The organism is Paenibacillus selenitireducens (genome assembly GCF_002021565.1).
GTDB lineage: Bacteria > Bacillota > Bacilli > Paenibacillales > Paenibacillaceae > Paenibacillus_K > Paenibacillus_K selenitireducens.
Genome location: NZ_MSZX01000004.1, coordinates 370,885 through 383,659, shown reverse-complemented (window position 1 = coordinate 383,659; position 12,775 = coordinate 370,885). Strand labels below are relative to the sequence as shown.

Here is a 12,775-nt window from a genome sequence, read left to right as displayed (position 1 = left end):
TCGAGGTTGCTACATTGAAACCAAAGGATATCTTACGTTGGTTGATTACGATCGGATCATAACAAAAGAAGTGGTAACCCGACTTAAAGGTTACCACTTCTTCTTGTTTCATTTAACGAATACGTTCAAAAGTAATAGAATTCCGACTAGTAGCAACAATTATGAATCCGTTCGACAAAAGACAACGTTCAGCAAATATCACGCGTCTACCGATGACTATGAATCGTCTACATGGTCTTGCGCTGCCGATAATAGTGAAGGATGTAATAATTCTGGTTCCAGTAGATGTGCGTCTAAATACAATCGTCACTCGATCAATTCTTCTTCTTCTTCTGCGAGTCATATCTAACACCTCGCTTTCCTATAAGATACTATAGAGAATGCGAGATCAACGAGAATAGCAACTGTGAAATCACCAGTATTCGATATAATTCCACTAATGACTTTAGGTAAACGAATAGATTAAATCTATTCTTTATCGACTGTATGGCGGATCTGATCTTTATATAAATCAAAATATAAATGTCCGTTTGCACTTTTCACAGCATAATCAATGTTATTGATTGAGAATCCTCTCATTTTTACTTGGGACAAAAGCCATTCTTTTTCGATACCATTTTGCTTAAGATTATCATCAATGATTTCACCGTCCATAATTAATTCGACCGGAAAAGATTGTCTCATACCCGCCTGTAAATTCAAATCTTTTCGCAACACAGGTAGGTACTCCTCCTTACGCAGCACCGTAATTTTTCCGTTCAATTCCAACACAGCATATTCAACTTCTTCAATATTAAAAATATTTTTTTCCCTTAGCTCCTGATTTAACATATCTAAAGTCATTTTCAGTTTACGCATGTTGCTCTCTAAAATCTTTCCATTTTGCATTATAACTGTCGGTTGACCTGAGATCCATTTTCGCAGCATGCGGCTTTTCATGGCAAGGACCATTAATAGATATGCAATACCGCCGAAGGTGAGCAACGCAACAAGTATTTGCCAGGTACTCATCGTTACATTAAAAGCAAAATTGGCGGTCAATGCACCTAGTGTTATCGCTGCAACAAAATCGTGGTAGGTCATTTGCGAAATCGTTGCTTTTCCAAGAATTCGAGCAATGACCATCATGATACCAAATCCAGCTACTGATCTTATTAAGATCTCAAAAAATTGTCCCATAGAACCATCCTATTTCCTATTATCTTATATTCTACTCTAATTGTTTAATATACCCTTAATTAAAGTTCGATAAACACGTAAATAAACATTGGAACTACTTCAATTTTCAATGGAGCCTGCTGGACAAAGCCAAAACGAAGAAAGGGCAATCGCTATACTCCGCGAGTGCCCTTTCTTTATGGAACTATGATTAAATTTTATTTATTTTAATGTACTTATTAGGCCCGATTCCCTTTGATCTTAAGGTTGCCGTATTTCGTATCGGCTACAGCCGTCAGAAGATCTCCGTCAATCATGCCTTTTGCTGTAAAAGGAATTTTGGTAATTAACTTCTTGATCTCCCCTGAGAATTCGAACGCATTCCCCTCGACTTTCCCGTCCGAAAAAACGTTACTACTTCTTAAGATGTTCATTGAACCGCTAAGCACGTCTCCAGTCTGTGAGAAGGTAATTGTTCCTTTTTCCATGCCTACTGGGGTTTGCATCGTAATGTTATATGTTCCGTTCATCGATGGCTTCCTCCTTTATCTGTATGAAGTATTCAAAGCTTTCAACAAGGTTCGAACATCATACATATGTGGTGTGACCGGACAGACCTTCTTATTCAATCCTAGCAAGGTATAGACAGCAATTCTGGCCGCACGAATCGAGTATTCTTCCGTAAATACCATGTCCTCTGGAATTTCAACGAACTGACTAATCATGGCCAAGTTCGTGGAGCCGTCTGGCACCACTTTTGGACGATCGCTCATCGCACGCGGCTGGAACTGGGCATCAATGTAAGGCATCATACATGGAATAACATTCACGACGCTATCCATGATTTCATCCATATCCTCTTCCATATGCAGATGGTGAATTAGCTCTACGAGCATCTCTTTACCTGTACAATCTCGCATTGGCTTCTTGACATAATCGCCTTCTTTATCCGTGTACAAGCCGTATCCCCAGAATATTGTCGTATCTGCCGGTTGATTTTTAAAGTGAGGTTGCGCCGCAACAACGATGGACATCAGCCAATTCGAATCTTTGAATGTCATGAGCGCACCGCTGCCCGGTTTGTTGCGAGAGTATTTCTCGATCATCTTCAACAACTTATCACCCTTGCAAGTAACGGTGAAGGACTCCCAGTTTGTTTCCTCTGCATTACCGAAGAATGGTGTTGGGTTACCAAGTCCCTCTTTTTTAGCTGCGATCTTCGCCCACAGGTTTCCTGACATCGGATCCTCAGGCAGCATCTTCGCAGGCGTGTTCAGATCACCTAAAGTTGCATTATCGGTCATACAGCCATTGGTCACGATGCACAAATCACCATTACGGAGTTGAATCATACCCGATTTGCCATCCTGCTCATAATGGATCGCTGTTACCGTTATCCCGTCGCCTTCTTCAAAATCGAGATCCGTTACCGTATATTTTAAGCTGAAATCAACGCCGTATCCATCAAGATACGTTTTGATTGGCAAAATAATCGAATCATATTGGTTGTAAGGCGTACGTGTAACCCCTTCAAGCGTTTGAATACGTGAAAATTCAAACATCATACGATTCATATAGCGTCTAAATTCAAACAAGCTGGACCATTTTTGGAAAGCAAATGTCGTCTGCCACATATACCAGAAGTTCGTTTCGAAGAAATGAGGTGTTTCCGCAAACCAATCGCAGATTCGCAAATTGTCCAGTTTCTCCTCTGGTGTAATCATTAATCTTCCAAGTGCTAATCGATCAGCTGTATTAAAGCCCATCGACATAACATCCAGAACCTCGCCGTCTTTATTAATCAAGCGAGCATTCGCATGTGTCGGATGTTCATGGTCAAAAGCTAGAATCTCATCGCATACGGACACCCCTTCTTGCTCAATGGAAGGAATGGAAGCTAGCAGCTCCCATGTATTCTCGTAGGTTTCTTCGTTTAACATCCGACCGCCGCGGCATACGAAACCTTGCATTTTATCGCCCGCACCGTCATTACTTCCTCCGAGAATGTGCATGCCTTCTAAAATATGAATATTTTCTCCTGGAAAATCACAATCTCGTATAAGATAGGATGCACCTGCGAGCGATGCTAGACCGCCTCCAACAAAGTAAACTTGTCTGTTTCCGTATTCTTTTTTCATCGATGTAACCTCCATATGTTCATTTATTGTTGTCCGTGAACCCAATATACTGCACATACGGATGGATTACCTTAGACACCAAAAGGGCTGTGTATAAAATTTATACACAACCCTCACATTGTCTAATAGATAGAGTACATGGAGCCGCCAGTTTAGCAGCTCTTTACGTACTTATTAATTGCTTTTTCCATATCACCTTCAATAAGGACACTCAATCGATCTATAATAATCCCTGGATCTCCACTCATGTCGTTACGGATCCACTCCAACATAATCCCGATAAACGCATACGTGTAAAAATTCGCGATAAAATTCTTATCTTCCAGCCTTACCTGCATATTTGCGTTGACCTCTTCGATGACGCCCATGAGCAGTTCGAATACCGCTTGGTGGAGAAACAGTTCCAAATGTTCTCGCCCCATGGACCGATAGGTGCACATGCAGAATTTCTTGTTATCCAGTACATAATGAAATATCTTAAGAAAACCCTGCTGCCACGTGTCGTATGTACGATAATTTATGATACTATCCAGTGCTTCCGTCTTGTAGATCCAACTGAGCAGATCATATATATCTTGAAAATGATAATAAAACGTCTGGCGATTCACTCCACAGTCGGCAACAAGATCTTTCACTGTGATTTTATCTAGCGACGATCGTTCCATCATTGCTTTTAAAGAGGAGGACAAAGCTTTTTTGGTCATCACGGACATGTCGCACAGCTCCTTCCAATCTATCAAGAGTTATTAATAACTCACATCTATTATACCTGCGCCGTGCCAGCGTGAGCAAAAATCGATTTTAGAATAAAGTGTGTTCATCATCAAATCCACGTTTTATCATTTACTCCGCTTCGGGTTTTGTTCCACATGCCATCAGAAACACCATCATCGCTAGAGGATCAGAGGATTGAATAAAATTCTCATAAGACTGCTGTAACTTCTCGTATTCCGATTGACTAATTACCCCTCTTTTATAAAATCCTACGAAGCGGTTGCTATCTAACTGCTGCTTGAATCCATCCATACCGTGCAAGTCACTATGCTGGATAACGGCATCCATATCCACATCCTGATACCCTGCCAGGGATAAGAGTCGCGGCAAGCTTCTACCAACATGCCGATTCCCTCCATTGGAGGCTTGAGATTGCGAGATTTTCTGCAAAATAAGTGGCAGTACCTCCACATCAGGCTCGATCACCCCGAATATACCATCATCAATATCAATAATAACAAGCTTCCCGCCTGGCTTTAAGACACGCATGATTTCTTGCGCTGCTTGTAATGGGTCATGCAAATGCAGAAATAGTAGTCTTGCAATCGCAAAATCGTATTCATTGTCAGGAAGCCCTGTATCATATACGGAAGCTTGCACGAATTGAACCTTGGATTCTGAAACATCCCCCAGCAAAGTTTTTGCTTTATCCAGCAGGCCTTGATCGATATCTAATGCAGTAATCGGGCTGTTCGGTAAGCTTGCAGCAAGTCTTTCCGTAACGAATCCTGGGCCGCAGGCTACTTCTAGCACCTTCATACCATCTTGAAGTCCATACCATTGCAATGTCCTAAATTCTTTTTCCCAGCCCATCAGGGCTTGCGCCTGTAATCGTTTGAGCTCAGCTTCTACGCCTATACTGGCATGCTTAACGTCATATGTTGAGTTCCGTTCTTCCATCGATTGTCACTCTCCTCGGCTTTAGCTGCATTCAAGCAGCACTTAACAATGCTAGAGTATCCATTCGATACGACACTCTTATTCTCCTTTTCGAAACATGGGAATGTCCAATGAAAACGTTTAACACCCCTTCCTGTATTCATGCGGTTACCACATCTAGGTGGTCCTCCATGTATACATTAAGGGGCGCTTTATTTTCGGCTATTTTAAAAGTAAACCCATGGTCCTCGTACGTTTAATGTACGTTTACTTTCTCTGCGTTCGACTTGGTCATCTTTGATTTTAACAGGATCACGAGGAAAGCAAGCACGATAAACATCATCCCGCTCCAGATGAGTTGATGTATTCCCAAACGAGATATAAACCAACCACCGATCGATGTCCCTAACGTAATTCCAAGATTGGAAAAAGAGACAAACAAACTGTTGCCGAATTCGGGAGCTTCTTGGGCCTCTGTCGTTAACCAGGCTTGACTGACAATAAGTCCGCCGGAATGCACTGCCCCCCATAGAAATACGATAATTAACATCGGTATGAAATAGGAACCCGCATAATAAGCAAGCAGGTAAACGGCCGCATATAGCAGTAGAAAAATAATGACGGTCTTTGTAATGCTTTTATGCAGCAAGCTCCCGAATATAAAATTCCCGAAGATCATGACAATACCGAAGACCATCAACATGATACTAATCCATGAGCCGTTCATGTCGGTTACTTGTCCAAGATATTCTGCAAAGTAGCTGTACACCGAAAACATCGCTGCAAAGATAAAAATGACCGTCAATATATTTAGCCACAATTGAGGTTTGCGTAATATGCCAAGTTGCTTGCCGTAAGACATTTTCTCCTTAACAGGCATGGATGGCAGCCAAGCAAGTATCCCTACAAAAGCAATGATGCTTACAACAGCCCCAAACAGAAAAGCGGCTTCCAGTGAAATCTTCTCTGCAAGGAATGAAGTCAATGGCACGCCAAAAGCAAACCCGACCGTGATGCCCGCGAAAACCTTCGTAACAGCTTTACCGCTTTTGTCCGGAGGGACAAGTTGGGCTGCCGTCACAAGCGCGACCGAAAAAAAGACAGGATGAACGATAGCGGGGATAATACGAAAAATTAACATGACATCGAACCTGGTTGTATAGGCATAGACAATATTGGATATTGCAAACGCAAGTACGGCGGTTAATAGAATGGCCTTACGATTGATACCGGAAACGAGCAATACCAAGAATGGACCTGAAATGGCTACGACGAGAGCAAATATACTTACAAGCCATCCGGCCTGTGAAGTCGAAATATGAAATCTTTGAGTTACCTGAGGTAAAACACCTATGATCCCCATTTCCGTTGTAATAATACCGAATACGCCTAACGCTAGAATCAAGATAAGCAACGGGTTCGTCTTTTTCATTGAATAGGTAAGCCTCCACTTATAATTATATATATAGAATTGTAGATATGATAAAACAAAAAAAATTAACCTCCTTTCTGTCTATAGACTCTTTTGGATGTACTCGGAAAATTCCCTTATTGTCTCTTCGTTCCGACGGTAGTACGTCCACTTTCCAATGCGCTCAGATTCCAACAAACCGGCTTTCTGCATCGTCAACAAATAACTTGAGATTACAGACTGTGCAAGCCCCGATTTAGCCTGAATGTCTCCCACGCATACACCAATCCGAAAATTAAGACCTTGCTGCAGATAAAGCTTTTCATCAAAGAATTCCTCTGGATTCTTTAACCACAGCATAATTTGACTACGAGTCTCGTTCGACAAAGCTTTATAAATCAATAAAGGTTCCATACAGATCATTATATCTATTTTTGTAGATTTGTAAATACATATTGCATTCGCGAACCGCAACCATTCAATTTCCTTTTCTATCAAGCGCTCCACACAAAAAAGACAATCGAAGCGGCTATTTCAGCCATTCAATTGTCTTTTAGTACTGCCAAGTCTATTCCTTGACCGCTGCGATGATCAGAAACATCGGACGACGGAGTTCGTCGCGCATTTCGGAACTCATTGCAAGTATTTCTTGCGCTGGTTGAGGTTCAGAAATCTCCTTCATTCTGAATCCTGCATTGATTAGCGTATTCATATAGTTTGCGATCGTGCGATGATATTTGACGACATCATGATCAAGAAATTGGGTTTGCCGGAATCCTTCATCCTGGTAGTTATCGACAGGCCAATGCAATCGCTCCCCTTGAGCTCCATAATGCCAATCTTGAGCAGCGTGTGCGGTAAAAATGGGATGCTCCACAGATAATACAAATGTTCCTCCCGTCACGAGATACTGATGAACTTTACGGCATACAACGTCAAATTGATCTACATAATGGAGCGCAAGCGAGCTGAGAACCACGTCGAATTCCCCTGCTTGAAACTCGATATCTTCAATCGCAAGCCTACGGTATTCGATAGCAGAATCGTTGGTATAATCTCTCGCTTGCGTCAGCATCTTCTCTGAGAGATCCACACCTACGACCGATCTGGCCTGCTGTTCACGAGCATATCTGCAATGCCAACCGAAGCCGCAGCCAAGATCAAGAACCCTTTTATCGCGCAGCTCAGGAAGCATGGCACGGAGTGCCGACCATTCCCCAGCAGCATTTAGGCCGCCGACGGAACGTGGCATCTGACTATATTTTTCGAAGAAACCGAGATCATCATATTTGTTCTGTTTCATAATTTTCGAATCCCCTCCTGTGTTATTTTAAAGTAAAATTCTATTTTCAATGATGTTTCTCATGGAGATATGGGACTTGGAGGGACCCAGCTTCACAAGTGAATCTTGAAATTCCGCAAGCTCCTCGATTGATGCCGTCTGTACCTTGATGAGGTAATTATATTCCCCACTTATACGAAACAAATCGGTTACCTCTTTCGATGCTCTACAGACATCTACTAACGCTTGACAATGTTCTGTCTTGATCAGAATAAACGTGGTTGTTCCTCGATTCAATTCCGGTAAATTGAAAATAGTACCGTACCCGGCAATAATGTTTTTCTCTTCTAGCTTCAGAATTCTCTCTTTGACCGAAGGTTGCGACATGGAGATTTCTTTACTGATTTGAGCAATAGGCATTCGTGCATGATGCTGAAGCAATAACATAATTTTCTTATCAATTTCATCGATGACATGTTCCAACTCAGGTACCCCCAGTTTGAAATACAATTCATAAGCAATATACGCTAAAATAACTTAATTTATTAAGTATTTTAACACATAAGACTTTTATTTCGCATGTATGTACAGATCACAATTCACTATAATAAAGCCATCTTATATACGAGGAGAGATACACATGAACGTGAAAGGCCTAGCACATATCGCGATACAAGCCAAAGACTTTCATAAAACCGTTGCATTTTATACTGACGTCTTGGGATTTAAAGTAGGTCATCATTGGAGTCTGCCTGCTTTTCAACTCAAAGAAGCTGCTATGCTGATTTCCCCTGACCAAAGAACATGTATTGAAGTCTTCGATCAAGAAGCGGTCATTCCCGCACAAGGTAAAAAAGCTCTGCGTGATGAAGATATCGCCCACGGGGCGCTCTTACATTTCGCATTCTATGTAGAGAATGTAGACGAAATCTATCGCAAATCCCTCGCGCACGGGGCAAAGGCATATATAGAACCTAGCCAGCTTTCACTTGGTGAACCGCCACTTCTGGTAACCAATGCGCTCATCTATAGCCCAAATGGTGAAGTGATCGAATTTATAGAGGATATTGATTTTGATATATCCGTCAAAAAGTAGAACATGAGTAAAACCGTCAGGGAATCACCCGACGGTCCTTTATTGTGTGAACTTATATATCGGTGGTTAGGAGATGCATAACGGACATGAGAGACCTTATTGTCTGCTATGCTCTAGATTAGCCGTTGTTGCGGACCTAGATGCCCTTATTCCATTCGATTCATGAGTTTATAGCTTATGTTTAGCATGATAAGAGCCGCTGTGTCCGTTCACCCTGCATTTTGAGTGCTTTTGGCATAATTAAGGTCTCCTGTGTCCGTTCATTTCTCGCTCCATTCCCTGCACCCTAATTTGATTTCGGCAATCTCTCGAAAAATTTCTCCCACTCACCTTTTCAATAGTTTATTTTTAACATAATATCAATAATTGGATTAAAAAAAAAGATTGAACGAGCCACCTATATATGGCGGCTCTTTGCTATTGATGTTTACTTTACCTCAATTACAAAGGTGGCGGATGTACTCCCCTTTTTCTCCCAGCTCGCTGAAATATGATAATAATACACACCTTTGTCTTTAGGCGTAATCCAATCGCTATCCTGGATCGGGATATCCTGATTCGTACTGTCTTGAATTTGGTTCAAATGTAGTTCCGCAGGTCCAGGTTGGTAATCAAATGTAAATTTCATAGAGGCCTCAGGAGTTACAATGGTTGGACTTCTCCCTTCAAAGCTTTCTATTCCTCCGGCATAATCTGCACACCCTAATTCCCCCCAGCAGTAACTACTTTGTTTAACCGGAACTTCCGTATTCCCTACAACCACTCTAGGAAGTGGGGGAGCTTTCTTCTCCAGTTCAACGCCAAGAACCCTTGCATAGGGTTCATACCTTGTAGATGATAGGGTTTCTGCTAGTACGATTCTCATCTCTTTCCCTATCGGCGTTACATACATCAAAGTTGTTACCAATACCATCCCCAAGCCAATCATGACGAGCACTTTAATCAATTTTGAACGTTTCATCGGAACCCTCCTGCATCTCTTATCCAGATTACCTGGCTAGCTGCGACTGCTTCTCCCCTTGTTGATCACAATGAAGATGACAATGATGAGTAGCATGCCTCCGAATATATAGGGTAAAATGTTAGACCAACTCTCCGGTTTACCCTTATATTCCCCCTTATAATTGGCTTGAATGAAGGATCCATCAGATGCCTTTATCGCAATCGCTTTATGGATATCAACATCCTTAATCAAGAAATATTCGGTACCCTTCGGAAAATAATTAGATACATTGCCGGCATACGTCCCCTCCTGATCGGAGTAAAAAGTAACCCTACCAATTTTAGAACCCGTTTGCTCCGGTTGGACATGTTGATCTGTAACCATATATGTCTTACCTTCATTCACGACAAATCGATATGTCCAATCCGCCCAAGCGGAGTTGATCATCATGAGATTACTTACCAACCAGAACGCGATCAGTATGATAAAGGATTTCCTCAATCGGGTCACCTCCAGAGGTCTTCTTCAAATCAGACGAAAATAACACTATAATGTTGCACAATTGGAGAATGCTGTAAAACAATTAAGACGTCGTTCAATGACATAATCCATCGGGCTTTTGCCTGTGATTTGCTAGAATACCTGTGAAATGTTGTATTCGGTCATGACGCATGAAAAATCCCTTCAAGCAACAAGTTAACCCCCATCTCGCCCGATGGTTCTTGTTTCCTGAAGGGAATCACTGATCTTCTACTTCACATCACTATTCCTCAAAAATACCTCTTAAAAGATCTGACCAAGATGACGATCATCGTCAAGTGAGGTAGTGCATTTAGACTGCTTGGCATGGGATCGACAATGCTCCCGATAAATAACCATAATAGAAACGCGATGAGCTGAAGGAAAAAAATAATGATTAGCAACGCTAGAATCACAGCATCAAGATGATGAAATTTTCCTTTTACATACCGAATCGCAATGGTCATAAGTAGGATAAGCATCCCTATGGCAATCGAAATCTTTCCCCATAACTGAACAATGCCGCGTACAATGCCTTGCACCGGTCCCAGAAATTGAAAAGAAAAAACCAATCCATAGATATAACTCAATCCAAAAACGATGGACAATATTGAAATAACAACCACATGATAGTGCTTCATATTCACAACAGTTGTTCTCCTCTTAATCAAATACCGTATCTTGCTCCGGATCTCTCATCATGGCGAACAAAGCTCTAATTTGTCCCTCTGTATTTCTCTCCGTGGATAGCTCAGGCAAGTGGTCTTCTTCAAAAAAACCGACTTGCGTGGTCTCCATACCTGCCGCTGCCTCCCCACCGACTTCCTCACATAAAATAAATACTTTATAAACGTGAGAAGCAGAAGGCGGATGATCATGAAATTTCTTATCCAGGAATGCCAAAATCTTGGTTGGTCTGACATCTAGACCGGACTCTTCTTTTACTTCCTTTACAGCTACTTCTTTGGCGGATAGACCTATGTCTGCCCAACCTCCCGGAATGGCCCATGCTCCATCTGTCTTTTCTTGGACCAGAAGAATCTTATGATCCCGAAATACAACGCCGCGGATATCCACTTTAGGCGTCGCATAGCCTGTTTCACTCGCAAAAAGATTCCGGATTGTATGAACTTCAACCTCTGTGTATTCATGCATGATTTCAACGCTTAACGCTCTAAGCTGTTCGAATCGTTCCAGATCATACATATCTTTCGAATAAGCTAGCCCTGCCTGACTAATCGCTTGGATTTGCTTCGCCCACTCCAGCCATTTGAGTTGCATGCGTATCCTTCCTCCCTAAACCCTTCTTGTCAAATCCTCGTAACTTGTACGTATTTATTCCAGTTCAACACTCGCTTGTCCAATGACGATACTAGTTTCTCAAAATGAACTTCAGATGTCATGAGGTGAAGCATGGGTTGATTCCATTCACTGGCAATCCTTTCAGCTTTCAGCTTATCAGCCACACAATGGTCAACCATCCTCCAATTATCAATATGTCCTGCTCCTGACATAAATCGATCCCATATCTGCAGTTCATCACACAATACGGCCAAATAAAGCAATGGATCCTGTTCCAGCGAATAGGTTACATTCGGCAAATTATGATAAGCCGCAGCCTTACAGGCAGGAAGAACATGTTTATGAAAAATATGCGGGTAGTAATGGAATTTTGCATTTAATTCCGCGTGTAATTGAGGATGAAATGTTTCTGAATGTTTATGTAACCAGTACCAAATCGAAGTATACTTTAAGAGCATCAATCCACTTGCAATCCCATGATCCACAACCGGTGTGCCATCGTACCCATGACTAGCCATATCATAAGCAAAACGCTGTAAACCAGGACCTATTTCTTCTCCTAGTTCCATAGCCAACAACCCCGTCTGATACCCCGGAATGAGATCGGCAAGCCACGGAATTTGATCTAGTGACGCTATTAACTCCTTTGCATTCTGGTTAGAAGCATGCTCCTTCATACCATATGTTTTGATAAGCGTACCCCATGCTTGTTCTAATTCTGATTTACCTTGATCGGATAATTCATCCGTATATTGATTAAAATATTCAAACGAAAGCATTCTATCATATATGTTCCAAGAACTAGCGTTAGCCCCACGATCAAAATCATAAAATAAGTAGCCAACATCGTGGAGCAGAGAGGCAAATGTCCATTGAAAAAGAAATAACTTCATTGGTTTTGAACTATGAATACGTGCATCTAAAGCATCCCTGATCTCTGTGATATTATCGTAGACCCATACGCCGAGTATATACAAATACAATGTATGCGCGGTATGGTCTGTCTGTTTTTTGTATGCAATCATGCGCTTAATCTCCAGCGTTGCCACCTCAGAGCGCAAAGGAATCATATCGCCAAAGTCAGTTAATGATAAAATGCACTCACTTAAGTGTTCAGCTTTTTGAATTCGTTCGATGTCCGAACGGCTTGCGAAGAAATCTGATAGAATAGCTGCGAATCCTGGGATTCTTCCTCTTAAGTATCCAGCTGCATTACCACCGTTCTCAAAATGTCGCAATAGAAGGCTATTTATGTTTGAACATGTATTCATAT

15 protein-coding genes are annotated in these 12,775 nt (G+C 41.7%); 1 reads left to right on the top strand and 14 read right to left on the bottom strand.

Going from position 1 to position 12,775, the window contains the following annotated elements:
* Positions 1-468 precede the first annotated feature (468 nt).
* From BVG16_RS12290 to BVG16_RS12250, 9 genes are all read right to left on the bottom strand, one after another.
* On the bottom strand, positions 469-1,179 hold the full coding sequence (locus BVG16_RS12290) for a DUF421 domain-containing protein (protein ID WP_078498963.1): 711 nt from the start codon (positions 1,177-1,179) through the stop codon (positions 469-471).
* Between the two features lie 218 nt (positions 1,180-1,397).
* A complete protein-coding gene (locus BVG16_RS12285; RefSeq protein WP_078498962.1) occupies positions 1,398-1,688 on the bottom strand; it encodes a BTB/POZ domain-containing protein in 291 nt (96 codons plus the stop codon).
* A 15-nt stretch (positions 1,689-1,703) separates the two neighbouring features.
* Positions 1,704-3,311: an oleate hydratase gene (locus BVG16_RS12280; RefSeq protein ID WP_144027381.1), complete on the bottom strand. Its 1,608-nt coding sequence runs from the start codon at positions 3,309-3,311 to the stop codon at positions 1,704-1,706.
* Positions 3,312-3,448: 137 nt separating this feature from the next.
* A complete protein-coding gene (locus BVG16_RS12275) occupies positions 3,449-4,009 on the bottom strand; it encodes a TetR/AcrR family transcriptional regulator (protein WP_078498960.1) in 561 nt (186 codons plus the stop codon).
* Between the two features lie 130 nt (positions 4,010-4,139).
* Positions 4,140-4,970 (bottom strand): methyltransferase domain-containing protein, encoded by an 831-nt coding sequence (locus BVG16_RS12270; RefSeq protein WP_078498959.1) that lies wholly within the window; start codon positions 4,968-4,970, stop codon positions 4,140-4,142.
* Positions 4,971-5,205: 235 nt separating this feature from the next.
* Positions 5,206-6,414, bottom strand: a complete 1,209-nt coding sequence (locus tag BVG16_RS12265) for an MFS transporter (RefSeq protein ID WP_269845590.1) — start codon at positions 6,412-6,414, stop codon at positions 5,206-5,208.
* Positions 6,415-6,462: 48 nt separating this feature from the next.
* A complete protein-coding gene (locus BVG16_RS12260) occupies positions 6,463-6,774 on the bottom strand; it encodes an ArsR/SmtB family transcription factor (protein ID WP_078499113.1) in 312 nt (103 codons plus the stop codon).
* Positions 6,775-6,928: 154 nt separating this feature from the next.
* The gene (locus BVG16_RS12255) at positions 6,929-7,663 is read right to left on the bottom strand and encodes a class I SAM-dependent methyltransferase (protein ID WP_078498957.1); all 735 of its coding nucleotides are present in this window, start codon (positions 7,661-7,663) and stop codon (positions 6,929-6,931) included.
* 27 nt (positions 7,664-7,690) lie between these two features.
* On the bottom strand, positions 7,691-8,125 hold the full coding sequence (locus BVG16_RS12250; RefSeq protein ID WP_078498956.1) for an Lrp/AsnC family transcriptional regulator: 435 nt from the start codon (positions 8,123-8,125) through the stop codon (positions 7,691-7,693).
* A 157-nt stretch (positions 8,126-8,282) separates the two neighbouring features.
* Between BVG16_RS12250 and BVG16_RS12245 the strand changes: the two genes are divergently transcribed.
* Complete coding sequence (locus BVG16_RS12245) at positions 8,283-8,738, top strand: VOC family protein (protein ID WP_078498955.1); 456 nt, start codon at positions 8,283-8,285, stop codon at positions 8,736-8,738.
* Between the two features lie 427 nt (positions 8,739-9,165).
* Here the strand turns inward: BVG16_RS12245 and BVG16_RS12240 are convergent, their stop codons facing one another.
* The 5 genes from BVG16_RS12240 to BVG16_RS12220 all read right to left on the bottom strand — a co-directional run bounded on the left by BVG16_RS12240 (position 9,166) and on the right by BVG16_RS12220 (position 12,773).
* The gene (locus BVG16_RS12240) at positions 9,166-9,699 is read right to left on the bottom strand and encodes a hypothetical protein (RefSeq protein WP_078498954.1); all 534 of its coding nucleotides are present in this window, start codon (positions 9,697-9,699) and stop codon (positions 9,166-9,168) included.
* Between the two features lie 36 nt (positions 9,700-9,735).
* Positions 9,736-10,182: a hypothetical protein gene (locus BVG16_RS12235; RefSeq protein WP_233147010.1), complete on the bottom strand. Its 447-nt coding sequence runs from the start codon at positions 10,180-10,182 to the stop codon at positions 9,736-9,738.
* Positions 10,183-10,451: 269 nt separating this feature from the next.
* The gene (locus BVG16_RS12230) at positions 10,452-10,847 is read right to left on the bottom strand and encodes a hypothetical protein (RefSeq protein ID WP_078498953.1); all 396 of its coding nucleotides are present in this window, start codon (positions 10,845-10,847) and stop codon (positions 10,452-10,454) included.
* A gap of 16 nt (positions 10,848-10,863) precedes the next feature.
* Positions 10,864-11,481 carry an NUDIX hydrolase gene (locus tag BVG16_RS12225; protein WP_078498952.1) on the bottom strand — a complete coding sequence of 206 codons (618 nt, stop codon included), beginning with the start codon at positions 11,479-11,481 and terminating at the stop codon, positions 10,864-10,866.
* Between the two features lie 29 nt (positions 11,482-11,510).
* Entirely contained in the window at positions 11,511-12,773 is a 1,263-nt protein-coding gene (locus tag BVG16_RS12220) for a hypothetical protein (protein ID WP_078498951.1), read from the bottom strand.
* Positions 12,774-12,775 lie beyond the last annotated feature (2 nt).

Excerpts from the sequence above, each read along its gene's own strand:
- BVG16_RS12240 (WP_078498954.1), bottom strand. The coding sequence starts at position 9,699 with ATGAAACGTTCAAAATTGATTAAAGTGCTCGTCATGATTGGCTTGGGG.
- BVG16_RS12225 (WP_078498952.1), bottom strand. The coding sequence starts at position 11,481 with ATGCAACTCAAATGGCTGGAGTGGGCGAAGCAAATCCAAGCGATTAGT.
- BVG16_RS12260 (WP_078499113.1), bottom strand. The coding sequence starts at position 6,774 with ATGGAACCTTTATTGATTTATAAAGCTTTGTCGAACGAGACTCGTAGT.
- BVG16_RS12280 (WP_144027381.1), bottom strand. The coding sequence starts at position 3,311 with ATGGAGGTTACATCGATGAAAAAAGAATACGGAAACAGACAAGTTTAC.
- BVG16_RS12220 (WP_078498951.1), bottom strand. The coding sequence starts at position 12,773 with ATGAATACATGTTCAAACATAAATAGCCTTCTATTGCGACATTTTGAG.
- BVG16_RS12245 (WP_078498955.1), top strand. The coding sequence starts at position 8,283 with ATGAACGTGAAAGGCCTAGCACATATCGCGATACAAGCCAAAGACTTT.
- BVG16_RS12255 (WP_078498957.1), bottom strand. The coding sequence starts at position 7,663 with ATGAAACAGAACAAATATGATGATCTCGGTTTCTTCGAAAAATATAGT.
- BVG16_RS12270 (WP_078498959.1), bottom strand. The coding sequence starts at position 4,970 with ATGGAAGAACGGAACTCAACATATGACGTTAAGCATGCCAGTATAGGC.
- BVG16_RS12275 (WP_078498960.1), bottom strand. The coding sequence starts at position 4,009 with ATGTCCGTGATGACCAAAAAAGCTTTGTCCTCCTCTTTAAAAGCAATG.
- BVG16_RS12290 (WP_078498963.1), bottom strand. The coding sequence starts at position 1,179 with ATGGGACAATTTTTTGAGATCTTAATAAGATCAGTAGCTGGATTTGGT.
- BVG16_RS12285 (WP_078498962.1), bottom strand. The coding sequence starts at position 1,688 with ATGAACGGAACATATAACATTACGATGCAAACCCCAGTAGGCATGGAA.